This is a genomic window from Lysobacter rhizosphaerae, assembly GCF_054779795.1.
This window is the reverse complement of record NZ_BAAGXO010000011.1, coordinates 154,816-180,417: the sequence shown is the minus strand read 5'-3', so window position 1 is coordinate 180,417 and position 25,602 is coordinate 154,816. Positions and strand designations below refer to the sequence as shown.

Genomic DNA, 25,602 nt, shown 5'->3' with positions numbered 1-25,602 from the left:
AGTCTGCATGCGCACCCTTTCGCTCGCCGTCGTTGTCGCCCTGGCCTCTCTGGCTGCCCCCGCGCAGGCGGGCCTGTTCGAGAAGAAGCCGGAACTCTCCGCGCAGGAAGCGGACACCGCGAACCTGCCCGCCGTGACGATCTGGGTGGACGCCAGCTGGGGCTTCCGCAACCAGGGCGCGGCAAACAACCTGACCAAGGCGCATTCGGCCTTCGCGGCGCGCGGCTACAAGGTGCAGAGCGTGCAGCCGTATATCGAAAACGGCGACCTGCAGGGCTTCTTCGTTACCTACCAGAAGCCCTGATGCGACAAGGGCGTGCCGCTTCGGCACGCCCTTGGAAGCATCCAGGATGCGTCCTGCGCGATCAGGTCCGCGGCAGCGTCACGCCGACCTGGCCCTGGTACTTGCCGCCGCGATCCTTGTATGAGGTTTCGCACACTTCGTCCGACTGGAAGAACAACATCTGCGCCACGCCCTCGTTGGCGTAGATGCGCGCCGGCAGCGGCGTGGTGTTGGAGAACTCCAGCGTCACGTGGCCTTCCCATTCCGGTTCCAGCGGCGTGACGTTGACGATGATGCCGCAGCGCGCGTACGTGCTCTTGCCCAGGCAGACCACCAGCGTGTCGCGCGGGATGCGGAAGTATTCGACCGTGCGCGCCAGCGCGAACGAGTTGGGCGGGATGATGCAGACGTCGGATTCGATATCGACGAAACTGCCGCTGTCGAAATGCTTGGGGTCGACGATCGTCGAGTTGATGTTGGTGAAGACCTTGAATTCGCGCGAGCAGCGCACGTCGTAGCCGTAGCTGGAGGTTCCGTAGCTGACGATGCGGTGGCCGTCGGCGGCGGTCTTGACCTGGCCGGGTTCGAACGGCTCGATCATGCCCTGCTGTTCGGCCATGCGACGGATCCAGCGGTCGGACTTGATGCTCATGCGGGTACGGGTTCGGGGCAATAGGAAGGGCCGATTCTAAAGGAAGCGTTCCAAAGGAAGCGCGGACCGGGCCGTTCAACGTCCTGACAAACGAAGGCCCGGCATCAGCCGGGCCTTTGGGTGCCGCGATGACACGCTGGATCAGAAGCCGCTGACGTTCAGGCGACCACCCGAGACTGGGCGCCGCAGCAGGCATCCGGACGAATCAGCCCAGGAGCGATACGGCGAGCGGCCTTGCCACCTGAGGGCGCTTCGCCAACTCCACCGCGACCCGGCGGGCGGTCAGCTGAAAATGATGGGCAGTCGCCGTATTCCCCCCGGCTGCAACAATCGGGACGCCGGCGTCGCCCTGTTCGCGCACGCTGGCTTCCAACGGCAGGCTGCCAAGCAGCGGCACGCCGTACTGTGCCGCCATCCGCTGTCCACCGCCCTCGCCGAAGATGTGTTCGGCATGGCCGCAGTTCGAGCACACATGCACCGCCATGTTCTCGACCAGGCCCAGCACCGGCACCTCGACCTTCTCGAACATCTTCAGCGCCTTGCGCGCATCGAGCGTGGCCACGTCCTGCGGCGTCGTCACCACCACCGCGCCGGCAACCGGGATCTTCTGCGCCATGGTCAGCTGGATATCGCCCGTGCCCGGCGGCAGGTCCAGGATCAGGTAATCCAGATCGCCCCAGCGGGTCTCGGTCAGCAGCTGCGTGAGCGCCGACGTCGCCATCGGACCGCGCCAGATCATCGGCGTGTCCTGGTCGACCAGCAGGCCGATCGACATGGCTTCCACGCCGTGTGCCCGCATCGGCTCGATGGTCTTGCCATCGGGACTGTCGGGGCGGCCATGCAGGCCAAGCATCAGGGGGATGCTGGGGCCATAGATGTCCGCGTCCAGCACGCCGACGCTGGCACCGTCGGCGGCGAGCGCTAGCGCAAGGTTCACCGCCACGGTCGACTTGCCGACGCCGCCCTTGCCCGAACCCACCGCGATGATGTTCCGCACGTTTGGCAGCGGCGAGAGCTTTTCCTGCACGGCGTGAGTGGCGATGCGGGAATTCACGGTGAGGCTGGAGACGACCTGCCCGGCTTCCGCAGCGAGGCGATCGGCTGCGTCACGCAACCACGGCTCGAGCCAACGCGAGGGAAAGCCCACGCTTACCTCGACGGCCGCCCTGCCCTCCAGCTCGGCGACACGGATGCGCGCCCCCGCCTGGGCCAGGGTCACGCCCAATTCGGGCAACGGCAAATCGGCAAGTCGGGATTGCAGCAGATCGTTCAAGGGGCACCGAAGAAGACGCGGCGCTTCATGCCGCTGCGCAGCATTTTAAAGGGAAGCGAAGCGGCCCAACTCCACGGGTCCGCAGCAATGACGTTGCCCCTTCCAACCGATGTCAATCCCCAAATGTTGCGATTGCGTGACAGCTTTGTTAAGCCCGTGTTAATTTCGACCGGTTGGGGCAAACCCAACCGCCTCATGGCGAAGATAAAAATCACTCAAGGGGAAATAGATGTCAGTGCGCAACACTAACCGCCTGCAGCGGAATACGCTGTCGGTAGCGCTGCTGAGCGCCCTGCTCCTGACCGCGAATGCGGCGATGGCGCAGGAAACCACAGAAACCAAGCCCGCCGACGCCCAGCCCACGAGCGCGGCCAGCGAGAAGAAGGACGAAGCCACCGAACTCGGCGCGATCACCGTCACCGGTTCGCGCATTGCGCGCGACACGTTCAACTCGGTGTCTCCGGTCCAGGTGATCACCCGCGAAGAATCCACCCTCGCCGGTTTTGCCTCGACTGCCAGCCTCCTCCAGGGCACCGCCGTCACCGGCGGCACGGCTCAGATCAACAATGCTTTCGGCGGCTTCGTCGTCGACGGCGGCCCGGGCGTCAACACCCTGTCGCTGCGCGGCCTGGGCGCGTCCCGCACCCTGATCCTGCTCAACGGCCGCCGCGTGGCGCCGGCCGGTTCGCGCGGCTCGGTCGGCTCGGCCGACCTCAACGTCCTGCCGAACGCGATGATCGACCACGTCGAAGTCCTGAAGGACGGCGCCTCGTCGATCTACGGCTCGGACGCGGTGGCGGGCGTGGTCAACATCGTCACCCGCGACAAGGTCAACGACCTCACGGTCGAAGCCCAGTACAACGTCACCGAAGACGGTGGCGGCGACGAGACCCGTTATTCGCTGGTGTGGGGCCAGACCGGCGACCGTTATGACATCTCCGCTTCGTTCGAGGCCTACGACCGCAACGAGCTGACGCTCGGCGATCGCGACTGGACGAAGTGCAACACCGACTACCGCCGCAACCTCGCCATCGGCGACTTCTGGGGCAGCGGCGACACCATCGACCCGTTGACCGGCAAGCCGAAGTGCTACCCGATCACCGGCACCGGCTCCAACGGCGTCACGATCAACACGATCGGCACCAACAACATCACCGGCGTCGCCGCCAAGGGCGCCACGGGCACCACGTTCAACCGCTGGCGCCCGAACTCGGCCGTCACCACCGGCCTGGTCGGCTTCGAAGGCGTGGGCGGTGGCCAGACCACCAATACCAACATCCGCGACACGTTCGATCCGAAGATGCTGAACCGTTCGCTGATCTCGCCGGTGAAGGTCCGCACCGCGTTCCTGCAGGGTGGCTACGATCTCGACGCACTCGGCGGCGCCGAAGTGTATTTCGAACTGCTCGGCAACGAGCGCAAGTCCTCGCAGACCGGTTACCGCCAGCTGACGCTGGACTACTGGAAGGGCAGCCCGCTGATTCCGGCGAACCTGCAGGCCAGCACGTTCCAGAACGCGCCCACCGCCATCACCAATGGTCCGGTCGGCGTCCGCGCCTTCATCGGCTACGGCAACGACAAGAGCGAGCAGGAAGTCGACTACTGGAAGGGCACCGCCGGCATCAAGGGCGACTTCATCTGGACGGACTGGAACTACGACTTCGCGATGAGCTATGCGGACTCGGATGCCAGCTATACGTTCGAATCCTGGCTGACCAACCGTGTCAAGCAGAGCCTCGACGTCGTCGCCGGTCCCGGTGGCACCTTCGTCTGCCGCAATCCGGCCGACGGCTGCGTGGCCGCACCTGCGCTGAGCAGCGCCGTCATCGGCGGCGTGCTGCCGCAGGCCTGGAAGGACTGGACCTTCGTGCCGGTGACCGGCACTACCAAGTACAAGGAAACCACGGCCACCTTCAACATCGACGGCCCGCTGTTCGCGATGCCCTACGGTGAAGTCCAGGGCGCCTTCGGCGTCGAGTACCGCAAGGCGAAGATCGACGACACGCCGCCGATCGACTCGCAGAACGGCAACCTCTACAACCTGACCTCGGCTGCGATCACCCGCGGCTCGGACTCGGTGTGGGAAGCCTACGGCGAAGTCGAATTCCCGCTGCTGTCGGGCATGTCGTGGGCTGAAGAGCTGACCATGAACGTGTCGGCGCGTCTGACCGACTACGATTCGTACGGTTCGGACACGACCTACAAGATCGGCGGCCTGTGGACTCCGTTCAACTGGATCTCGCTGCGCGGCGCCTACGGCACGTCCTACCGTGCCCCGGCGCTGTTCGAACAGTTCCTCGGCGCCACCAGTGGCTTCCTCAGCAACCAGAACGACCCCTGCAATAACTACGGGGCCGATCCGGGCTCGATCCGCGCCGCCAACTGCGCCAGCGAAGGCCTGCCGCCGAACTTCGTCGCCACCAGCTCGGTGCAGGTACTCACCGCCGGCGGCGCCGAGGCGGGCCTGAAGGCTGAGACGTCGAAGAACATGACCGTCGGCCTGATCCTGCAGCCGGAGCTGTCGGAGAGCATCGGCGACATCTCGTTCGCCGTCGACTACTTCAATATCGAGGTCGACAACGGCGTCTCGCGCGCCGGTGCCACCAACATTCTGCAGCTGTGCTACGACGATCCGGACTTCCGCGCCGGTGGCGGCTTCTGCCGTCTGGTTGATCCGCGCACCCCGGGCAGCAACGCCCTCACGGTGCACGACAGCTACGTGAACCTGGCAACGGACAAGGTCCGCGGCTACGACTTCACCCTGCGCTACGTGCGCGACATCGGTCCGGGCACCCTGCGCGCCACGACCGAGATCACGCACTACCTGGAGCAGGCGAGCAAGTTGTTCTCGGACGATCCGCTGGACGATGTCAACGGCACGATCAACAACCCGGAGTATTCGGGCACGCTGGACGTGGCCTACGGCATGAAGAACTGGAAGATCCGCTACGGCGTGGAATGGGTTGGCGCGATGCAGAGCTACGACTTCTTCGGCCTCGATGGCGAGACCGATCCGCGCAAGCTCTACGTCAAGGACTACTTCACCCACAACATCTCGGGCCAGTACAACTTCGACACGTGGGAAGTGACCGCGGGCATCCAGAACTTCACCAACGCGACGCCGCCCAGCATCTCGTCCGGCGTCTACAACCGCGTCGGCAATGCTCCGCTGTACAGCGGCTACGACTACGTCGGCCGGACGTTCTTCGTGAACGTCTCCAAGTCGTTCTGATGTTGTCCTGAGCTGTGACCTGCACCCCGTCGCCTTAACCAGGCGGCGGGGTGTTCTTTTTCAGCGCCCGGCGGGATGCCTCTCGACCCCGTTCCGGCGCTCCGATGGAGCAGGCATGCAATGATCCGTTTCCTGATTCTTGCGCTGGTCGCGGCCCTTGCGGCAGCTCCCGCGCATGCAAAACCCACTCCGCCCACGATTGCGCAACTGGCGGCATTCCCCAGGATGTCGAGCTTCACCCTCTCGCCCGACGGCAAGCACCTGGCGGCGATCGAGGCGCGTGGCGAAGACCGTGTCATCCTCGTGTGGAAGACCGACGCGTTGAACGAAGCCCCCACGGTCATCGGCACCGCCAAAATGAAGTTCACGGCAGTGTCGTTCATCAAGGACGACCTGCTCGCCGTATCGCTGTGGCAGCCGTACGACCTGCGCACCGACCGGGTGACCAAGACCTTCATCAGCAAGTTGTTCATCACCGACCTGCAGGGCAAGGCCTGGCATGAACCCATGCCACTGGCGCACGCGAGCAGCCGCGACGAACAACTGGCGCAGGCGCGAACCAGCCCCGACGTGCTCGACGCGCTCCCCAACGATCCGGACCACATCCTGGTGGTCAACAACGTCGGCACCGCCGCGGGCGACGTCTACAAGGTCAACATCCGCACGTTCAAGGCCGACCGCGTCCAGCGTTCCGAGGAACGCGTGTCCGGCTATGTCACCGACTTCGACGGCAACCTGCGCGCGCGCCTGCGCGCCGATCTCGACGCCACGGGCGCCTACATCGCCGCCGAATTCCGCAACCTGCAGACGGGAGAATGGCAGGAGCACTTCCGCTCCTACGTCAAGAATCGCGATGAGGTCCAGGTCGTGGGTTTCGCCGAGGATCCCAACATCGCCTTCATCCTCAGCAACGTGGGCAGGGACAAGGCGCACATCTACGAATACGACATCGCTACGCGCTCGAAGAAGGAAGTCCTGTTCGAGCATCGCTTCTTCGATGCAGGCAATGTCGTGATCAACCACTACAGGAACGGCGGCGGTGGACGGCCGGGCGAGATTCTTGGCGTCACTTACGAGGGTCCGCGCGGTGCCGACGTGCAGTGGGTCGCGCCGCAATTCCAGGCCCTGGACAAGGCGTTGCGTGCAGCCTTGGACATCGCCGCCACCCCGACCACGTTCGTCGATCCGGCCACGGGCTCCAGCGCGAACGCGGGCTACGACCTTGCGGCGGGCTATCGCCTGGTCGACTACTCGCCGGACATGAAGTCGTTTGTCGTGTCGGTGGATGGTCCCGCACGCCCGACCGAGTTCTACCTGCTCAAGGATGGCCGCCTTTCCCTCCTGGCCAAGCAGCATCCGGATATCGATCCGCAATCGCTGGGCACGACCAGGCTGGTGTACTACAAGGCCCGCGACGGACTGGACATCCCGGCGTTCCTGACCACGCCCAATGCCGAAATGTGCGGCGCCGGCCCGTGGCCTGCCGTCGTCCATCCGCACGGCGGACCGTGGGCGCGGGACAACCTGGGTTTCGACACTTCCATGTGGGTGCCGTTGATGTCCAGCCGGTGCTTCGCCGTGTTGCAGCCGCAGTACCGCGGATCGCAGGGCTGGGGCCGCAAGCTGTGGATGGCAGGCGACGCGGAATGGGGCCAGAAGATGCAGGACGACAAGGATGACGGCGTCAAATGGATGGTGGAACAGAAGATCGCCCAGCCCGGGCGCGTCGCGATGTTCGGCTTCTCCTACGGCGGCTATGCGGCATTCGCGGCATCCGTCCGTCCCAACGGCCTCTACAAGTGCGCGATCGCCGGCGCGGGCGTATCCGACATCCACAAGATCTGGTCGAAGTTCTACACCAACCCGTTCTTCCGCGAGGCGCAGGCACCTACCGTGGACGGCCTCAATCCGCTGGACCATGCCGACAAGATCCAGATCCCGATCATGATCTATCACGGCGATCGCGATCAGACCGTGCCGATCGAACAATCGGAGTGGTTCAACGCGGCGGCAAGGAAGTCCGGCCAGCGGGTGGACTATTACCCGATCGACGACTATGCCCACGGCCCGGCATGGACGCGCGAGATCTTCGGCAGCCAGCTGCAACGGATCGAGGACTATCTGCTCAAGGGCTGCGGCGGCAGCGGACTCTGAGCGGAGCCGGTTCCATCGCGCTTTTCGGATGCAGGAGCCCGGCGCAAGCCGGGCTTCTTTTTGCCGGCTGAACGAACGACGCCCCGCACTTCCGTACGGCTCCGGATGCGGTATAAAGACGCCACTCCCGCGCCGTCGCGCGGACGTATCAACTGAGTCCGGAGGGGACCCATGCGCAACAAGTCCATGTTTGCGAAGTTCGTAGCCCTGCTGATTGCCCTGCCGCTGCTCGCCACTTCGGCCGCAGCATTCCAGCAATCCGCGTCGCCGGTCGGGCGCTGGAAGACCTACGACGAGGACACCGGCAAGCCGCGCCTGATCGTCGATGTCTACGAAGCCAAGGGCGGCACCATCGCGGCCAAGGTAGTCGAGACGCTGTTCGCGCCCAACGCCGTATGCACCGAGTGCAACGGCGCAGCCAAGAACAAGCCGATGAAGGACATGCCGATCCTGTGGGGCCTCAAGCGCGACGGTGACGAATACACCGGTGGCACCGTGCTCAAGCTCGCCAACGGCAAGACCTACAAGTCCAAGGCCAAGCTGCTCGATGGCGGCAAGAAGTTCGAGGTCTCCGGCTGCCTTGGCTTCATCTGCAAGCACCAGACCTGGACGCGCGAGAACTGACCGCTCCGCGCAACCAACGCAACACGAAACGGCCCGTACATCGGGCCGTTTTTATTGAGGTCCGTTCCATCGAGGCCCGCGCTTCGATCCGGCCCTCCGAGCGACGACCTGCCTGGAGTCCTGCGATGTCCTTTCGCGTGATGGTGCTTTCCTGCCTGTTTTTCCTGCCCGCAGTCGCGGGCGCACAACAATCGCCGGTGGGACGCTGGCGGACCATCGATGACGACAATGGCAAGTCCAAGTCGATCGTGGAGGTCTACCAGGCCCGCGACGGCAGCTATGCGGGCAAGGTCGTGGAGATCCTGGACATGAAGGATGGTCCCAACCCGCTCTGCACCAAATGCCGGGGCGCCAGCCACGACAAGCCGATCAAGGGCATGGTGATCCTGTGGGGACTCAGGCCGGCGGACGCGGGCTGGAGCGGCGGCACCGTGCTGGACCCGGAAAAGGGCAAGACCTACAAATCCAGGGTGCAACTGCTCGATGGCGGCCGCAAGCTCGGGGTGTCGGGCTGCATCGCCTTCATCTGCCGCTCGCAGGACTGGCTGCGCGAACCCTGACCGGGTCGCGCGCGAGGCGCATGCGATAATCGCGCTCCCCTCGCATCCGCTGTCCCCATGTCCCGCGATCTCCTCGTCACCTTCGCCCTGCCCTACGCCAACGGTGCGCTGCACCTTGGCCATCTGGTCGGTTACATCCAGGCCGACATCTGGGTGCGCGCGCGGCGGATGGCGGGCGACACGGTGCGCTTCGTCAGCGCGGATGACACCCATGGCACGCCGATCATGCTGGCCGCCGAAAAAGCCGGAATGACGCCGGAAACCTTCATCGCCGGCATGCAGGAGTCGCACGAACGCGACCTGCAGGCCTTCGACGTCCGGGTCGACCACTACGATTCGACCAATTCGGCGCACAACCGCGCACTGACCGAAAGCTTCTACCTCAGGCTCGAAGCCAACGGCCACATCCAGCGCCGCGCGGTGGCGCAGCTGTACGACCCGGTCAAGGGCATGTTCCTGCCCGACCGCTACGTCAAGGGCATCTGCCCGAACTGCGGCACGCCCGACCAGTACGGCGACAACTGCGAGAACTGCGGCGCCACCTATTCGCCGAGCGAACTGAAGGAGCCACGCTCGGTGCTCAGTGGCGCCACGCCCGAGATCCGCGAGTCGGAACATTTCTTCTTCGAAGTCGGCGACTTCAGCGACTTCCTGCGCAGCTGGCTAGCAGGCGACGTGGCCACGCCGGGCGTGAAGGCCAAGCTGCTGGAATGGCTCGATGCGGAAGGCGGACTGCGTGCCTGGGACATCTCGCGTGATGCGCCCTACTTCGGCTTCGAGATTCCGGGCCACCCCGGCAAGTACCTGTACGTGTGGCTGGATGCGCCCATCGGCTACCTCGCCAGCTTCAAGGCGCTGAGCGAACGCGAGGGCATCGACTTCGATCGCTACCTCACGCCGGACAGCGCGACGGAGATGCACCACTTCATCGGCAAGGACATCGTCAATTTCCACGGCCTGTTCTGGCCGGCGGTGCTGCACGGAGCCGGCCACCGCGCCCCCACCCGCCTGCACGTCAACGGCTACCTGATGGTGAACGGCGAGAAGATGTCCAAGTCGCGTGGCACCTTCATCATGGCGCGCACGTTCCTCGACAACGGCCTGGCGCCGGAAGCGTTGCGCTACTACTTCGCGACCAAGACCTCGGGCGGCGTGGACGACGTCGACCTCAACTTTACCGACTTCACCGCACGAGTGAATTCGGATCTGGTCGGCAAGTTCGTGAACCTCGCCAGCCGTTGCGCCGGCTTCATCGAGAAGCGCTTCGACGGCATGCTCGCCGCGGGGTTGCCGGACCCGGCGATGTACGCACATTTCAGCGCGCAGCTGGCTTCGATCGCGGAAGCCTATGGCCGCAACGAGGCAGCCACCGCCCTGCGCCTGGCCATGGTGCTGGCCGACGAAGCCAACAAGTTCATCGACGAACACAAGCCGTGGGTGCTCGCCAAGCAGCCGGACAGCGATGCGCAACTGCAGGCCGTGTGCACGCAGGGCCTGAACCTGTTCCGCGTGCTGGCCGCGGCGCTCAAGCCGGTATTGCCGCGCGTCGCCGAGCAGGCCGAAGCGTTCCTCAACGCACCGCTCTCCGGCTGGAACGACCTCGACGCGCCACTGCTGGCGCACCGCATCGCCGCCTACACGCCGCTCTTTACCCGCATCGACCCGAAACAGATTGAAGCCATGATCGAAGCCTCGAAAGAAAACCTGCAGTCCACCGCTCCCGCCGCTGCCAGCGCACCCGCCAAGCAAGCCACTGCCGTCGCCGCGCCCGCGGTGACCGAAGCTGCGCCCTCCACGACGACGCTCTCCACGACGATCGGCATCGACGACTTCGCCAAGCTCGACCTGCGTGTCGGCAAGGTCCTGGCGTGCGAATTCGTCGACGGCTCGGACAAGCTGCTGCGCTTCGAGCTCGATGCCGGCGAACTGGGCAAGCGCCAGATCTTTTCGGGTATCCGCGGGTCGTACGGCGAACCGGAAAAGCTGGTCGGCCGCAGCGTGGTGTTCATTGCCAACCTCGCGCCGCGCAAGATGCGGTTCGGCCTGAGCGAAGGCATGATCCTGTCGGCCGGTTTCGACGGCGGTGCGCTGCATCTGCTCGATGCGGATGGCGGCGCCCAGCCGGGCATGCCGGTGCGTTGAACAAGGCTGCGGAGCCTGACCGCTGCGAGCAATGAACGCTGATCTCGTCGAACGCCTCGACCGCCTGCTGCCGCAGACACAGTGCGGCCAGTGCGGCTACGCGGGGTGCCGCCCCTACGCGGAAGCGATGGCGCGGGGCGAGGCCGGTGTCGACCATTGCCCGCCGGGTGGCGATGCCGGCGCGCGTGCATTGGCCAAGGTGTTGGGCGTTCCCGCCCGGCCCTACGACCGCGCTCGCGGCGAACACAAACCGCTGCAGGTCGCGCTGATCATCGAAGCCGACTGCATCGGCTGCACGAAGTGCATCCAGGCGTGTCCGGTCGACGCCATCATTGGTGGCTCCAAGCACATGCACACCGTGATCGAACCGCTGTGCACCGGCTGCGAGCTATGCGTGCCCGCCTGTCCGGTGGACTGCATCGAGCTGGTGTCGGCTGCCTGAGGCAGCCTCCGTAGCGGCGGGCCCTCGCCCGCCTGGATCACGTCACTTGCTGCAGGCCGTGCAGATGCGCTCGACGCGGTAACCCTTCGCGCGCAGTTTCTCCACGACTCCATCCTTGCCCAGCAGGTGCATCGCGCCGACGACCACCAGCGTGTCGTCCTTCGACGGCCCATCGAGCATCTGCCGCAGCTGCGGCACCCATGCGTCGTTGCGTTCGACGTTGATGATGCGATAGGTCACCGGCGTTTCCTTGCGCACCTCGTCGATGACCAGCGAGTTGAGCCTGGCCACGTCGCCATCGCGCCAGGCTTCGTGCGTATCGGCCAGCAGCTTCGGAACTTCCGCGGGATCGTTGAAGAAATCACGCAGACCGGCGATCTGCTCCTCCATCGGCGAAGCGTCGAGGACCTTGAGTTGCTCGCTGGCGGTCTCAAGGCCGGATACCGGCTTGTTGGCCGCCGCGGCACGGCGGGCGAGATGCATGTCCACGCCCTGGTCCGCCTGGAAACCCATCTGCTGCGAGACGCCGATCAACAACCCCAGATTGATGTACCAGGGCTCGACCGCGTCGAGTTGCGCAAGCCGCTCCGCGCCGATTGCCTGCTCCATCTTCTGGCGCACATCGGCAGGCAACACCTTGCTGAGGCTGCGGCCATCGCTGAAGCCGGCCATCTGCTGCATTTTCTGTCCCAGCGACGGATCGCCCAGCTCCGCGGGCGGCACTTCGAAGACCACCTTTTCCGCATCCGCGAACGCCTTGTCGACATCCGTGGACAACGGATAGTCATCGGGCTTGAGCAGGTGGAAGGAACCGAGCAGGTAGATCGAGTTGTCGCTGTCCGACACCTTCCACAGCAGCGGCTTGGGGGCCGTCTTCGTGGGTTGGGAAGTCGGCGCTGCCGCGGGTGGCGTCCACGCGTACACGGCCGGCGCGACCAGCACGCATGCCAGGACCGAGAGCGCGGCGGACTTGCCGCGGCGAAGCATGGCGTGGTTCATGAGTGCTTGGGTTCCTCGAAGTGATAGGCCTTCTCGCCGGCGACGACCTCGAGGTCCAGGCGATTCTCCGGCGGCGGTAGCGGGCACGTCGCGAATGGCGTGAACGCGCACGGCGGGTTGTAGCTCTTGTTGAAGTCGACCACGACGTTGCCCTTCGCATCGGGCATCGGCGCATCGAGGAAGCGGCCCGCGGGATAGCTGCCATGGCCGCTGGTGCGGTCGGCGAAGACCAGGGACAACACGCCATCGCCCTCGTCCAGGGCCTCGATGCGGTAGGTCTTGCCATCGCGCTGGAATTCGACAGCGCCGGGGTTGGGGACATCCTCGGTGATGCCGATGATGTTCGCGACCGGAATGGCCTTGCCGGGCGGGTTCGGCACGAACCGGGCCTTGACGATCCAGTCGTCGCCACCCGGCCAGTATTCGATGCCCTTGAAGTCGGTGCGCGTGGGCGCATCGGCGTGCTTGACGCGCAGCGCGTAGCGGTCGCCGCGCTTGATCACCGTGATCACGCCCTTGCCGTCGTCGAAGCCGAGCTTGCTCGGACCCAGGTCATCCGCGTCGCTGCGCAGCGTTGTCGCGCCCGCAAGCGGCTGGCCATCCAGGGTCAGGAGCGCGCCCTTCTCGGGCACGAAGCGCAGGCGGTCGCCCTTGCGGGAAATCATCCCGACATGCGCCGGGCCGGCGGCGAGCCGGATGCCATTGTCGGCATCGCTGCCGAAGTAATGCTCGCCCTCGTCGATCCAGTGCAGGCCGACGAGGCTGGTCCAGCCATCGGGCTGCGTCAGCTTTGCGCGACGCTCGTCGCGCCAGGCCTGCTGGCTGGCGGCGAAGGCCCGCGCCTTGGCTTCCGCGGACTGGTGCATGGCTTCCTTGTCCTTGCAGCCCGTCGCCACCAGCGCCAGGAGCAACAGCAGGAACAACTTGGTCGGCAGTCGGTGCATCAACGTCCTCGCAGGAACCAGCGATCGATCTCGGGCAACGAGAAACGCGCCCAGGTAGGACGGCCATGATTGCACTGCCCGGAGCGCTCGGTCACTTCCATTTCGCGCAGCAACCCGTTCATTTCCGGCAAAGTGAGACGTCGGTTCGCTCGCACGGCGCCATGGCAGGCCATGGTCGCCAGCAGTTCGTCGCGGGCGGCGGCGACACGCCGGCTCTCGCCGTGCTCGCGCAGGTCCGCGAGCACATCGCGCACCAGCGCCTCGATGTCGCCGTGCGCGAGCAATGCCGGCACCGAACGCAGCACCAGCGATTGCGGGCCGCTGCGGTTGAGCTCGAAACCGAGCGTCGCCAACGTATCGACCTCGCGCTCGGCAACGTCGGCCTCGCGTTCGGAAACGGCGACGGTCAGTGGCACCAGCAACGGCTGCGTGCGCAGGCCTTCGCCATCGTGCGCGAACTTGAGCTTCTCGTAGCCGATGCGCTCGTGTGCTGCGTGCATGTCGACAACGATCAGGCCATCGGCATTTTCCGCCAGGATGTAGATGCCATGGAGTTGCGCGATGGCGTAGCCCAGCGGCGGCATGGAGGCGTCTTCGCTGGTGGGCAGCGGCGCGGATGCCAGCGTGGCAGGCGTCGAAGCGGACACCTGCGGCGCGCCCGTTCCGTACAGGACGGCATAACCTGCGCGGGTATCGGCGACCTGTTGCAGGCCCAGCGGCGATTGTGGCGCCGCGGCGTTCCACCCGTAGCGCACGTCCGCAGTCGCGGTTCCCGAGAGCGGCACCGGTGCACTGCCCGCCCGCGTTTCCGCCAACGCTTCGTGGAGGGTGCGATAGACGAAGTCGTGGATCAGGCGCGCATCGCGGAAGCGCACTTCGTGCTTGGCCGGATGCACGTTGACGTCGACACGACGCGGATCGAGCTCGAGGAACAATACGTAGGCCGGCTGGCGGCCATGGAACAGCACGTCGGCGTACGCCTGCTTCACCGCGTGGGCCACGCTGCGATCGCGCACGGCACGGCCGTTGACGTACAGGTACTGCTGGTCGGCGCTGGCGCGGTTATACACCGGCTGTGCGATCCAGCCATGCAGGCGCAGGCCGGCCGCGCTGTGGTCGATGCGCAGGACGTGGTTGGCGAATTCCTCGCCGAGCGCTTCGTGCAGGCGCACTTCTGAAAGCAGGTCGCCCTCGCCCTTCCAGCGCCGCGACGGCTTGCCGTTGTGCGACACGCGCAGTTCGACGTCCGGCCGTGCCAACGCCAGTTGCCGCAACCATTCCTCGATATGGCCGAGCTCGGTGCGTTCGGCCTTGAGGAACTTGCGCCGCGCGGGCACGTTGAAGAACAGGTCGCGCACCTCGACCGTCGTGCCTTGCGGGTGCGGTTTCGGCATCACTTCCCCGAGGCGGCCACCCTCGATCTCCAGCGACGCGCCGTGCGCGGCCGCGGCATGGCGCGACATGAGCGCGAAGCGGCTGACCGAGGCGATGGAGGGCAAGGCTTCACCCCGGAAGCCCAGCGTCGCCACCCCTTCGAGGTCGTCGAGCGAAGCGATCTTGCTGGTGGCATGGCGCGACACCGCCAGTGGCAGATCCTCGGCGGGAATGCCGCCGCCATCGTCACGGATGCGGATCAGGCGGACACCGCCCTCCTCCAGGTCGATGTCGACCCGCCGCGCGCCGGCGTCCAGGGCGTTTTCGACCAGCTCCTTCACCACGGAAGCGGGCCGTTCGACGACCTCGCCTGCGGCGATCTGGTTGATGAGGGTGTCGGGTAACTGTCGTATCGCCACGGCGGCCGTAACGGCGTCGCGCGCCGCAAATGTCATGAGCCGGGATGATATGCGGCGCGGGGCGTTTATCCCACCGCGCAAGGACCGCCTGCCGCTAACGGTTCACTTGCCGCCGCCACCCGCGCCGGCAAATCCCGGCATGTCGGCGGCCGCCTGGGCGGCGTAGAGCGTGCCCGGCGGCGGCTGCCGCAGGAAATAGGTATTGACGCCATCCAGCACCGCGCGGGCCAGCTGGCGCTGGTACGTGGGCTCGCTGAGGCGACGCTCTTCTTCCGGGTTCGAGATGAATGCGGTTTCCACCAGCATCGCCGGCATATCCGAAGTGCGCAGCACGGCAAAGTTGGCGCGCTCGATATGCGGCTTGTGGTTGCGGCCGATACGGCTGAGGCCGTCGAGCACGTGCGCGGCGGCGTCCTCGGACGCCTTCATCTGCCCACTCTGGGTCAGATCGATCAGCACGGAAGCGAGCGTGCCGCTGGTTTTTTCAAGGCGCACGCCGCCGATCAGGTCTGAGGCGTTTTCCTTGTCGGCCAACCAGCGTGCGCGCTGCGAAGACGCGCCCTTCAGTGACAGCACGTACACAGAAGACCCGTTCGCGGCGCGGTTTTCTGCGGCATCGGCATGGATCGATACGAACATGTCCGCACGCGCCTGCCGCGCGAGCTGCGCGCGCTGGTTGAGCGGAATGAAGACGTCGTTGTCGCGGGTGAGATATGCCTTCAGGCCGGGGGTTGCGTTGATCTGGCGCGCCAGTTCGCGCGCGATCGCCAGCGTGACGTCCTTTTCGCGCTTGCCGCTGAGACCAGTCGCGCCGGGGTCCTGTCCGCCGTGGCCGGCGTCGATGGCGATGACCAGCGGGCGCATGCCGCGGCCGCGCATCAGGTCCTTCATCGTCTTGACCGCATCCGCCGGGGGAGCGACGGTCGCCGCCGCCGGGGGCGGGGGCACGGAGGTCGTGACTTCGGGTGACAGCGGCGCGGGAACGCCCGTGGCGGTGGTCGTGCCGCTGGCGATCTTCTGGATTGTTCCTGGCAGGGGGCGTCCGGCGGCATTGTCGGCCACCGTCGCGCCCGAAACCGGAGGCCGGGACACGGCCGTGGTCTGCGCACTGTCGAATTTCTTGACCTCGCCCCGCGCCGCCAATTCGGAAATCAGACGGGTCGTGGCGGCGTTGGAAGCGGCTACGTCTTCGCCGCGCGGCTGCCCGGCAACCGTCACTTCCGATGTCGCGGATTCGGCCGCGGAGGCCGGCGGCTGCACAGGATTGATGGTCGCAACGGGGGCCGCCGCTTCACCGTCGTCCGGCCATTCGAGCACCAGGCGGGGACCGCCAGCGCCTTGTTCGATGCGCGGCCTCAGCACGGCTACCGGCTGGGCGAGGTCGAAGACGATACGGGCCGTGCCGGCTGCGGGCTGGCCCGTACGTACGGACTTGACCACGCCCGCGCCCGCCGGCATGGCGACACCGGAACGGATCCGGGTGGCGGGGAGATCGACGACCAGGCGATCGGGACCGGACAGGCGGATGAGCTTGAACTCGGCGGTCTGATCGAGCGCGATCTCGGCCCGGGTTCCCGTGGCACCGCTGCTCAGCTGCAAGCCATTGATTTCACTGGCATGCGCGAGATTCCAGGCCAGCGCCGAGAGCAGCGCCATGCCCAACAGGAATTTCTGAAAGGTAGCCCCCGATACGCGCATGGGCCGTAGTCAAGCACCGGCCACCGCCAACTGTCAAGCACTTTTCCCTTATGAATCCGATACCTGCCCGCCCTTTCTGCGAAATCATTCAGGAATCGGCTGCAACTGGGGTTGGCTTTACGGCCTGCAAACGCTCCAGCCATGCGCGGCCGCCTTCTGTGACGGCCACCACATTTGCTCTCCGACCCAGGCCCGCCACATCCAGATCCACCCGCAGGTCGGGGACGGGAAGATAGCCGCCACCGCGCTCGGGCCATTCCACCAGCCAGAGGGTGGCTTCGTCGCTGTCGAGTCCGAGGAATTCCAGTTCGCCGCCGTGACCGATGCGGTAGAGATCGAGGTGCCAGGCCTCGCCACCCGCCGCGAGCGGATAGCGCTCCACCAGCGTGTAGGTGGGACTGCGAATGGCGCCCGTTACGCCCAGTGCTCGCAACAGCGCGCGGGCGAGCGTGGACTTGCCGGCGCCGAGGTCGCCATGCAAGTGAACGACGCCGCGCGGCGGGCGCGTGCGCGCAAGGGCGGCGCCCAATGCGTCAGTCGCGTCGGCGTCTTCGAGCAGCATCGAAATCACATCGTCACTCATCGAGATCACTTCATCGATCACTTCATCGATCACTTCTTCGTTTAGGGATTCGCCAATCGCCGCAGCCACGGCATCAAGTCCGATGGCAGCAGCCCGCGTTCGCCGTTGCCGGCTGCAGCGTCGCCCGCGGCAGCATGCAGCAGCGCACCCGCACTTGCAGCATCGAATGCCTGCAATCCCTGCGCGCGCAGGGCCGCGATGGTGCCGGTCAGCACATCCCCCATGCCACCCACGGCCATTCCCGGATTCCCCGCGGCAATCACGCGCGGGGGGCGATCGGGCGACGCAACGATGGTACCGGCGCCCTTGAGCACCACGGTGCAGCGATAACGCCCACTCAAATCCCGCGCCGCGCGGTAGCGATCGCGCTGCACCTCGGCAGTGGAACACGCCAGCAGGCGCGATGCCTCGCCCGGATGCGGCGTGATGATGGAATCCGCGGGCAACGGTTTTGTCGAACCTGCGACAAGGTTCAGCGCGTCCGCGTCGAGCACCAGCGCCTTGCCGGCAGCCATCGCGCGGTGAAGCAGTTCACTCCCCCACGCCTGCTGGCCCAGCCCTGGCCCAAGGGCGATCACATCAGCGCGTTGCAGCAGTGCGTCGAAGCCCGCCAGGTCGTCATCGAGCGCGTGCGCGAGCGCTTCCGGCGTCCGTGCAAGCAGCGCGGACACGTGCGGGCTCCGTGTGCCGACGTCGACCAGTCCGGCTCCGCTGCGCAGCGCCGCTTCCGCGCACAGCAGGATGGCGCCACCGCTGCCGAAATCGCCACCGATGCAGAGCACGCGCCCGTTGCTGCCCTTGTGCGAATTCCGCGATCGCGGCCGCAGCCAGTTGGCCAGCGCGGCGGGTTCGAGCAATTCCGCGCTGGCCGGCGCATCCGCGACGAGTTGCGCGAGGTCCAGCGCGGCCAGCGCCATCACACCGACGTGGTTGAGCGCAGCCCCGGTGCGCAATCCGGTCTTGGGTGCAATGAACTCCAGCGTGCGCGATGCATGCACCGCCGCGCCCGGCGCGCTGCCTCGATCGCAGTCGATCCCGCTCGGCGCATCCAGCGCGAGCACCGGAGCCGGATGCGCATTGATCGCATCGATCAGGGCCGCACAGTCAGCATCCGGCGCGCGTGCCAGGCCGATGCCGAAGAGCGCGTCGACGACCAGGTCGGCGTCCGCAAGTCGCCCGCTGAATGCGTGCACGCTTCCGCCGGCCGCTTCGAATTCGGCGCAGGCGCGGTGGGCAAGGTCGGTGCGCGGTTCGTGCCGGGCCAACCGCACCACCTGCACCTGGCGTCCGGAGGTCACGGCGTGGCATCCAAGCACGTAGCCATCGCCGCCATTGTTGCCAGGGCCGCACACCACGACGATGCGCTGCGCCCGGGGCCAATGGTCCAGCAGCTCCCGCCAGGCAGCTGCGCCAGCGCGCCGCATGAGGCCAAAAGCGTCTCCCTCCGACGCCGCGGCGCGTGCCTCGATGCCCCGCAGGGCCGTCGCGTCGAACAGGTGGCAAGTGCCGGGCATCCGGCGATTTTATACTTGGCGCATGAGCCGCCCCGCCACCCGTTCCGATCCGGACCATGCCGCCCTGGCCCTGCGGATCCGCGCCCTCGCGCGCGAATTCGGATTCCAGCGCTGCGGCATCACCGGCATCGAGCTGGGCGACGACGAAACCCATCTGCGCGACTGGCTTGCGCAGGGTCTGTACGGCTCGATGGACTGGATGGCGCGCCACGGCGACAAGCGCGCACGCCCCGACGACCTGGTCCCGGGCACGCTGCGCGTGATTTCGGTCGGCCTCGACTACGGACGTCGCGACGACGAAGAAGCGTGGGACACACTGGCCGATGGCGAACGCGCCTATGTCGCGCGTTACGCATTGGGTCGCGACTACCACAAGCTCATGCGCCAACGCCTGCAGAAACTCGCCGACCGCATCGCGGAGGAAGTCGGGCCATTCGGCCACCGCGTGTTCGTCGATTCTGCCCCCGTGCTCGAGCGCGCACTGGCGCGCAATGCAGGGCTCGGCTGGATCGGCAAGCACACCTGCCTGATCGATCGCGACGGCGGCTCCTGGTTCTTCCTGGGCGAAATCTACGTCGACCTGCCGCTACCGGTGGACGTACCCGCGACAGCGCATTGCGGCACGTGCGTACGCTGCATGGACATCTGCCCGACCCAGGCGATCGTCGCGCCCAATCGGCTGGATGCGCGGCGTTGCATCGCCTACCTCACCATTGAGCACGAAGGCGCGATCGACGAGGAACTGCGTCCGCTGATCGGCAACCGCATATTCGGTTGCGACGACTGCCAACTCGTGTGCCCTTGGAACAAGTTCGCCAAGCGCACCGACGAACCCGATTTCCGGGCCCGCAACAACCTCGACCGGGCGACGCTGGCGGAACTGTTCGCCTGGGGCGAGGAGGAGTTCCTGCAGCGCACCGAAGGCACGGCGATCCGGCGCAGCGGCCATGAACGCTGGCTGCGGAACATCGCCATCGCCCTGGGCAACGCGCCCACGACGCCCGACGTCATCGCGGCGTTGCAGTCGCGTCGCGACATCGACAACGCCGTCGTGCGCGAACATGTGGAATGGGCGCTGGCAAGGCACGGCGTCGCCTGACCGACAACACCACCAGCGGTTTAACTGCGTAATTCAGCCAGCAGCGCGCGGGTGACGGGATCGTCGGCCTGGGCCTCGCCCTTTACGGCCGGCAGCAGCTTGTTGGCCACCTGCTTGCCCAGTTCCACACCGAACTGGTCAAAGGGATTGATGCCCCAGATCACGGCCTGCAGGTAAACGCTGTGCTCGTACAGCGCGAGCAGCGCACCGAGCGAACGCGGCGTGAGCGAATCCAGCAGGATCATCGTGCTGGGCCGATTGCCCGGATAAGAGCGATGCGGATCGGCATTGCCCTGCCCGTTCGCCAAGGCTTCGGCCTGGCCGAACAGGTTCGACAGCAGCGCGGCATGGTTCTCGGCATACGGGTCGTCGCCACGCACCACACCGATGAAATCCACCGGCACGAGCTGCGTGCCCTGGTGCAGCGCCTGGAAGAAGCTGTGCTGCGAATCGGTGCCGACGCCACCCCACCACACCGGCACCGTCTGCGCCACGACAGAAGTACCGTCGAGCCGCACCGACTTGCCGAGGCTTTCCATCACCAGCTGCTGCAGGTAGTCCGGCAGCAGCTTCAGGCGCTCGTCGTACGGCATTACCGCCTGCGTGGCCAACCCGCGCGCATTGACGTTCCACACCGCGGTCAACGCATGCCACGCGGCGAGGTTCGCGCGCGGTGCGGCATCGAGGACATGCGCGTCCATTTCCGCCGCGCCGGCCAGCAGTTCGTCGAACGCGTCCGGACCAACAGCAAGCGCGATCGGCAACCCGACCGCGGACCACAACGAGTAGCGCCCGCCGACCCAATCCCACATCGGCAGGATGCGTTCGCGCGGAATGCCGAACACCGACGCGGCGCGTTCGCCGTTTGCCGTGATCGCATACAGGCGCGAGTCGTCGCCCAGCCATTGCCGCAGGACCGCGCCGTTGAGCAGCGTCTCCTGCGTGCCGAAACTCTTGGAAATCAGCAGTACGGCGGTATGCGCGCGATCCAGCCCGGCCAGCGTCCGCTGCACGGCGGCGCCGTCGACATTGGAAAGGAAGTGCACGCGGAAGCGGCCCGGCATGGGCCCCGACAATGCATCCACCGCCAGTCGCGGACCGAGATCCGAACCGCCGATGCCAACGCTGACGATGTCGGTGACATCGCTCGCCGCGAGGCTGGCGATGAGCTCGCGCATGCGTGCGCGGGCGGCCTGCGCCTGTGCATGGGCCTCGCGCACGGTCGGCGTTTGCGACAGGTCGCCGCGCAGCGCGGTATGCAGCGCCAGACGCGCTTCGGTCGGGTTGACGGTGGCGCCGGCGAACATGGCGTGGAGGCGGCCGGGGCCATCCGCCGCGGCCAACAGGTCGAACAATGCTTCCAGCGCCGCCCGGTCGTACCCCTGGCGCGCGAAGTTGGCGCAAATCGGACCCGCCCGTACGGCGAAGTCCCCTGCCCGGGCCGGATCGGCCTGCAGCATCGATTTCAGATCCACTTCCGCCAGGCGCTCGGCCTGGGACTTGAGTTGCTCCAACCGATGCTTTGCGGGCATGGCGCTCCTATCAGGCCGCGGCTTGCTGCGGCATCGAGTGGTTGGTGTGGGTCAGCTGGTTCTGGCGGTCGACGTAGACGCAGGTCGGCTTGTACTTCGCCGCCTCGGCCTCGTCGCAGACGCCGTACGCGCAGATGATCACCAGGTCGCCCGGTTGCGCGCAGTGGGCGGCGGCGCCATTGACGGAGATCACGCCGCTGCCTTCCTCGCCACGGATGGCATAGGTGACGAAGCGGGCGCCGTTGTTGACGTTGTAGATGTGGATCTGCTCGTACTCACGGATACCCGAGATGTCGAGCAGGCGGCCGTCGATCGCGCAGGAGCCTTCGTAATGCAGCTCGGCGTGGGTGACGCTGGCGCGGTGGATCTTGGCCTTGAGGACGTTCAGTTGCATGTTCGGGGGTCTCCGGCCGCCGGGCTTGGCGGCGAGAAAACAAAAGTTTACCAGCGCATGGCGCGGTGCAACATGGAACGGGGCGTCCTGTTACCGGCTATTTAGCCGGGGCAACCCCCGGCGCGAGCGGAACTGCGGCCTCAGGCCTCGAATTCGAGGTTGTCGATGAGCCGCGTCCGTCCCAGGCGGGCCGCGACCAGCGCAACCCGAGGGCCGTGGCCCGTCGCCGGCAGGCCGAGTTCCCGGTCGCGTACTGCCGCGTAATCGACGGCGAAGCCCGCTGCGGCCAGGCGATCGGTCGCCTCGGCCTCGACCTGTTCGCGGGGCCGGCCGGCACGAATGGCTTCACGCATGGCCTGCAGGGTCTGGCTGATGTGCGCCGCCCGCGGACGTTCTTCGGCGGAGAGGTATTGATTGCGCGAACTCATCGCCAGGCCGTCGGCCTCGCGGCGCGTTTCCGCGGCGATAATGTCGAGCGGAAACGCCAGGTCCCGGACCATGTAGCGGATCACCGCCAGTTGCTGGTAGTCCTTGCGCCCGAATACCGCCGCGTCCGGCTGCACCTGGTTGAACAGGCGCGCCACCACCGTCGCCACCCCATCGAAATGACCGGGGCGATGCGCTCCTTCCAGCGTCTCGGTCACGCCGGGCACGCTGACGCGCACGGTGGCATCGACGCCATGCGGGTACATCGTTTCCACCGAGGGCAGCCACAACAGGTCGCACCCGGCTGCCTCCAGCCCGGCGGCGTCGGCCTCCGGCGTGCGCGGGTAGCGGCTGAAGTCCTCGTTCGGGCCGAATTGCGTCGGGTTGACGAAGACACTGGCGACGACGCGATCGGCGTGCCGGCGTCCCAGCTCGATCAGCGAAAAATGGCCCGCGTGCAGGTTGCCCATCGTGGGCACGAAGGCGACGCGCTGGCCGTCCTGTTTCCATTTGCGGATGTGGCCGCGCAGGGCGGACAGGTCGTGGATGACGTCGATCATCGCGGTATGCGTACCGGTATGCGGCGGCGGTGGTCAGTCGTAGGAATGGGCGGCATCGGGAAAGCGACCTTCGCGCACGGCGGCGGCGAAGGCTTCGGCGGCGCCGGCCACGGAGCCGCCTTCGGCGAGGAAGTCCTTCACGAACTTGGGCCGGCGATGGCCACTGTTGACGCCCAGCAGGTCGTGCAGCACCAGTACCTGGCCGTCGCAATGCGGGCCGGCCCCGATGCCGATGGTGGGAATCGAAAGGTCCGCCGTGATCGCCTGCGCAAGACCGGTGGGTACGCACTCCAGAACGAGCAGCGTGGCGCCGGCCGCCGCGACGGCGCGCGCGTCGGCACGCAGTTTTTCGGCAGTGGCGTCATCGCGCCCCTGCACCCGATAACCGCCCAGGCGCAGCACCGACTGCGGCGTCAGGCCCAGGTGCGCGCACACCGGAATTTCCCGTTCGACAAGGAAGCGGATGACGTCGAGCTTGTGGCCGGCACCTTCCAGCTTGACCATCGCGGCGCCCGCCTGGAGCAGCCTGGTCGCCGCGTCCAGCGCGCGTTCGGGCGTGGCGTCTGCCTGGAACGGCAGGTCGGCGATCAGCAGCGCCTTCGACAGGCCACGGGCAACGCAGGTGACGTGATACACGGTGTCGTCGACCGTCACCGGCAGCGTGCTGTCGTGCCCCTGCACCACCATGCCCAGCGAATCGCCCACCAGGATCAGATCGGTGCCGGCGCTGTCCAACGTCCGCGCGAAGCTGGCGTCGTAGGCCGTGAGCATCACCAGCCTGCGCCCGTCGCGCTTGGCGTCGGCGAGCATCGGCACGGTCCAGGGTTTGTCCTGCGTGGAGGTGTACATGCGGCTAGCCTAGCGCTTCGATGCCGGAAGGTTCCATCGCCGCCAGCGCAGCGCGCGCGGGCCCGATCCCGGGAATCATGGCGTCCGGCGCGATTTCGACCAGTGGCACCAGCGCAAAGCTGCGTTCATGCAGGTGCGGGTGTGGCACGTGCAGGCCGGGCTCGTCGATCACGGCATCGCCATAGAGCAGCAGGTCGAGGTCGAGCGTGCGCGGCCCCCACCGCTCGTCGGCGTGGCGTTCACGCCCGGCGTGGTGCTCGATTCCGAGCATCGCGTCCAACAGTTCACGCGCGCCCAGGCCGGTTTCGATCATCGCCACGGCATTGATGAAATCGGGCTGGTCGATGCGGCCCCAGGCCCGGCTGCGGTACAGCTTCGAGGCGCGCAGCAGGCGCGTGTGGGCCAGCGCGTCGAGATCCCGGAAGGCATGGCGGAGCGTCGCCGCGGCATCACCGAGGTTGCCGCCCAGACCGATCAGGGCAACGGTTTTCGCGTTCACTCGCCGGACGCTGCGGATCCACCGCGACGGCGGCGGCGACGGCGTGGCGCGCCGTTGGCCCCGGCTTCGGCCGCAGGCGCATGCGCGTCGAGCTGTACGGCCAGGGCATCGCCCGGCTGAGTCTGCGCCTCGCGCCAGAACGCCACGTCATCGGAGTGCTCATTCGACGCCGCCAGGCGCAGGTTGAGGAAATCGAATGCCGCACGGAATCGCGGATGTGCCAGCAGACGGAAGACGCGCTTGCGCTGGCGCAGCGAGAAGCGCGACTGCAGCAGCCAGATTTCCTGCATTGGCAGGGAGAAGCGGCGTGGCAGCGCGATCGTGTTGAGCTGATGCACGGTGACGCGGTCGGCGGCGCGGCGCTCGGCTTCCGCCGCATGCATGCCGCCCTGCTGCAGTTGCGCCAGCGAGCGGCAATACGCGGGCCACAACAGCAGCGCAAACAGGAAGGCGGGCGAAACCGGTTCGTCGTTGGCCACGCGCGCATCGGTGCTGCGCAAACCGGCGATCAGCATGCGTCGAAGGGCGCCACTGCGATTGGCCTGGAGTGCGGCGGCGGATTCGGGGAACAGGGCATCCAGCAGGCCGTGGCGCTCCAGCCCCTCGAAACTGGCAACGGCACGCCCGGTCAGGAAGAGCTTGAGACATTCTTCGAACAGGCGCGCCGGGGCGGCTTCCGAAAGCAATGGCGCCAGGCGTGGGATGGGTTCCGCCGTGGCGGTTTCGATCTCGAAATCAAGCTTCGCGGCCAGGCGCACCGCCCGCAGCATGCGCACCGGATCCTCGCGATAGCGCGTGTCCGGATCGCCGATCAGGCGCATCAGCCGGTTCCGCACGTCCTCGAAGCCACCGACGTAGTCGCGGACGGAGAAATCCTCGATCGCGTAATACAGCGCGTTGGCGGTGAAGTCGCGCCGGACCGCGTCGTCCTCGATCGAACCGAAGACGTTGTCGCGCAGCACCCGCCCGCCTTCGTGGGTCTCGCGGTCGCCGCTGCCGTCATCGGCATTCGCGCGGAAGGTCGCGACTTCGATGATCTCGCGACCGAACACGACATGGGCCAGGCGGAAACGACGCCCGATCAGGCGACAGTTGCGGAACAACTGCTTGACCTGCTCGGGAGTCGCGTCGGTGGCGACGTCGAAATCCTTGGGATGGCCGCCGACCAGCAGGTCGCGTACCGCGCCGCCAACCAGGTAGGCGCCGAAGCCTGATTCGCGCAGGCGATACAGCACCCGCAGGGCATTGGGACTGATCTCCCGCCGCGAGACGTTGTGCTCTTCGCGCGGGATCACCCGCAGCGGATGGATGGTCTGGAGTTCGGACATCTGGGTCGTGCCGCAGTCCCTG

The 25,602-nt window shown here is 66.6% G+C and carries 22 protein-coding genes and 1 pseudogene; 9 read left to right on the top strand and 14 right to left on the bottom strand.

Going from position 1 to position 25,602, the window contains the following annotated elements:
• Positions 1–7 precede the first annotated feature (7 nt).
• Positions 8–304 carry a hypothetical protein gene (locus ACYVGE_RS15725; protein ID WP_460731015.1) on the top strand — a complete coding sequence of 99 codons (297 nt, stop codon included), beginning with the start codon at positions 8–10 and terminating at the stop codon, positions 302–304.
• A gap of 61 nt (positions 305–365) precedes the next feature.
• Here ACYVGE_RS15725 and dcd read toward each other — a convergent pair whose 3' ends face one another.
• Both dcd and apbC read right to left on the bottom strand, forming a co-directional pair.
• Positions 366–935: a dCTP deaminase gene (dcd, locus tag ACYVGE_RS15720; RefSeq protein WP_310053276.1), complete on the bottom strand. Its 570-nt coding sequence runs from the start codon at positions 933–935 to the stop codon at positions 366–368.
• A gap of 205 nt (positions 936–1,140) precedes the next feature.
• Positions 1,141–2,160 (bottom strand): iron-sulfur cluster carrier protein ApbC, encoded by a 1,020-nt coding sequence (gene apbC / locus ACYVGE_RS15715; protein ID WP_460731097.1) that lies wholly within the window; start codon positions 2,158–2,160, stop codon positions 1,141–1,143.
• Between the two features lie 30 nt (positions 2,161–2,190).
• Between apbC and ACYVGE_RS15710 the strand changes: the two genes are divergently transcribed.
• From ACYVGE_RS15710 to rnfB, 7 genes are all read left to right on the top strand, one after another.
• Positions 2,191–2,457 carry a hypothetical protein gene (locus ACYVGE_RS15710; protein WP_460731014.1) on the top strand — a complete coding sequence of 89 codons (267 nt, stop codon included), beginning with the start codon at positions 2,191–2,193 and terminating at the stop codon, positions 2,455–2,457.
• Positions 2,438–5,440, top strand: coding sequence for a TonB-dependent receptor plug domain-containing protein (locus ACYVGE_RS15705; protein WP_460731013.1), 3,003 nt, complete (start codon positions 2,438–2,440; stop codon positions 5,438–5,440). The genes ACYVGE_RS15710 and ACYVGE_RS15705 overlap by 20 nt, the downstream gene beginning before the upstream one ends.
• Positions 5,441–5,560: 120 nt before the next feature.
• Positions 5,561–7,594, top strand: coding sequence for an alpha/beta hydrolase family protein (locus ACYVGE_RS15700; protein ID WP_460731012.1), 2,034 nt, complete (start codon positions 5,561–5,563; stop codon positions 7,592–7,594).
• Positions 7,595–7,765: 171 nt separating this feature from the next.
• Positions 7,766–8,218 carry a DUF2147 domain-containing protein gene (locus ACYVGE_RS15695; protein WP_460731011.1) on the top strand — a complete coding sequence of 151 codons (453 nt, stop codon included), beginning with the start codon at positions 7,766–7,768 and terminating at the stop codon, positions 8,216–8,218.
• A 125-nt stretch (positions 8,219–8,343) separates the two neighbouring features.
• Positions 8,344–8,778 (top strand): DUF2147 domain-containing protein, encoded by a 435-nt coding sequence (locus ACYVGE_RS15690; protein WP_460731010.1) that lies wholly within the window; start codon positions 8,344–8,346, stop codon positions 8,776–8,778.
• Positions 8,779–8,835: 57 nt separating this feature from the next.
• A complete protein-coding gene (gene metG, locus ACYVGE_RS15685) occupies positions 8,836–10,920 on the top strand; it encodes a methionine--tRNA ligase (protein WP_460731009.1) in 2,085 nt (694 codons plus the stop codon).
• Between the two features lie 31 nt (positions 10,921–10,951).
• Complete coding sequence (rnfB, locus tag ACYVGE_RS15680; RefSeq protein WP_460731008.1) at positions 10,952–11,362, top strand: Rnf electron transport complex subunit RnfB; 411 nt, start codon at positions 10,952–10,954, stop codon at positions 11,360–11,362.
• A 42-nt stretch (positions 11,363–11,404) separates the two neighbouring features.
• Here rnfB and ACYVGE_RS15675 read toward each other — a convergent pair whose 3' ends face one another.
• The 6 genes from ACYVGE_RS15675 to ACYVGE_RS15650 all read right to left on the bottom strand — a co-directional run bounded on the left by ACYVGE_RS15675 (position 11,405) and on the right by ACYVGE_RS15650 (position 18,893).
• On the bottom strand, positions 11,405–12,361 hold the full coding sequence (locus tag ACYVGE_RS15675) for a TraB/GumN family protein (protein ID WP_460731007.1): 957 nt from the start codon (positions 12,359–12,361) through the stop codon (positions 11,405–11,407).
• Complete coding sequence (locus ACYVGE_RS15670; protein WP_460731006.1) at positions 12,358–13,305, bottom strand: DUF1684 domain-containing protein; 948 nt, start codon at positions 13,303–13,305, stop codon at positions 12,358–12,360. The genes ACYVGE_RS15675 and ACYVGE_RS15670 overlap by 4 nt, the downstream gene beginning before the upstream one ends.
• Complete coding sequence (gene mutL, locus ACYVGE_RS15665) at positions 13,305–15,098, bottom strand: DNA mismatch repair endonuclease MutL (RefSeq protein WP_460731096.1); 1,794 nt, start codon at positions 15,096–15,098, stop codon at positions 13,305–13,307. The genes ACYVGE_RS15670 and mutL overlap by 1 nt, the downstream gene beginning before the upstream one ends.
• Before the next feature lie 102 nt (positions 15,099–15,200).
• Entirely contained in the window at positions 15,201–16,754 is a 1,554-nt protein-coding gene (locus tag ACYVGE_RS15660; RefSeq protein WP_460731005.1) for an N-acetylmuramoyl-L-alanine amidase, read from the bottom strand.
• A 130-nt stretch (positions 16,755–16,884) separates the two neighbouring features.
• The gene (gene tsaE, locus ACYVGE_RS15655) at positions 16,885–17,379 is read right to left on the bottom strand and encodes a tRNA (adenosine(37)-N6)-threonylcarbamoyltransferase complex ATPase subunit type 1 TsaE (RefSeq protein ID WP_460731095.1); all 495 of its coding nucleotides are present in this window, start codon (positions 17,377–17,379) and stop codon (positions 16,885–16,887) included.
• A 41-nt stretch (positions 17,380–17,420) separates the two neighbouring features.
• A complete protein-coding gene (locus ACYVGE_RS15650; protein WP_460731004.1) occupies positions 17,421–18,893 on the bottom strand; it encodes an NAD(P)H-hydrate dehydratase in 1,473 nt (490 codons plus the stop codon).
• A 22-nt stretch (positions 18,894–18,915) separates the two neighbouring features.
• On the opposite strand from ACYVGE_RS15650, the gene queG reads away from it, so the two are divergent.
• Positions 18,916–19,992 (top strand): tRNA epoxyqueuosine(34) reductase QueG, encoded by a 1,077-nt coding sequence (queG, locus tag ACYVGE_RS15645; RefSeq protein ID WP_460731003.1) that lies wholly within the window; start codon positions 18,916–18,918, stop codon positions 19,990–19,992.
• 20 nt (positions 19,993–20,012) lie between these two features.
• Here queG and pgi read toward each other — a convergent pair whose 3' ends face one another.
• The 6 genes and pseudogenes from pgi to pcnB form a co-directional block, all read right to left on the bottom strand.
• Positions 20,013–21,524: a glucose-6-phosphate isomerase gene (pgi, locus tag ACYVGE_RS15640; RefSeq protein ID WP_460731002.1), complete on the bottom strand. Its 1,512-nt coding sequence runs from the start codon at positions 21,522–21,524 to the stop codon at positions 20,013–20,015.
• A gap of 10 nt (positions 21,525–21,534) precedes the next feature.
• Entirely contained in the window at positions 21,535–21,918 is a 384-nt protein-coding gene (gene panD / locus ACYVGE_RS15635; protein WP_056130033.1) for an aspartate 1-decarboxylase, read from the bottom strand.
• A 140-nt stretch (positions 21,919–22,058) separates the two neighbouring features.
• Complete coding sequence (gene panC, locus ACYVGE_RS15630; protein ID WP_460731001.1) at positions 22,059–22,904, bottom strand: pantoate--beta-alanine ligase; 846 nt, start codon at positions 22,902–22,904, stop codon at positions 22,059–22,061.
• A gap of 33 nt (positions 22,905–22,937) precedes the next feature.
• Complete coding sequence (panB, locus tag ACYVGE_RS15625) at positions 22,938–23,753, bottom strand: 3-methyl-2-oxobutanoate hydroxymethyltransferase (RefSeq protein ID WP_460731000.1); 816 nt, start codon at positions 23,751–23,753, stop codon at positions 22,938–22,940.
• 4 nt (positions 23,754–23,757) lie between these two features.
• A complete protein-coding gene (gene folK, locus ACYVGE_RS15620; RefSeq protein ID WP_460730999.1) occupies positions 23,758–24,252 on the bottom strand; it encodes a 2-amino-4-hydroxy-6-hydroxymethyldihydropteridine diphosphokinase in 495 nt (164 codons plus the stop codon).
• Positions 24,249–25,556, bottom strand: a pseudogene (gene pcnB, locus ACYVGE_RS15615) (polynucleotide adenylyltransferase PcnB); the annotation flags it as partial. The pseudogene pcnB and the gene folK, both read right to left, overlap by 4 nt.
• Positions 25,557–25,602 lie beyond the last annotated feature (46 nt).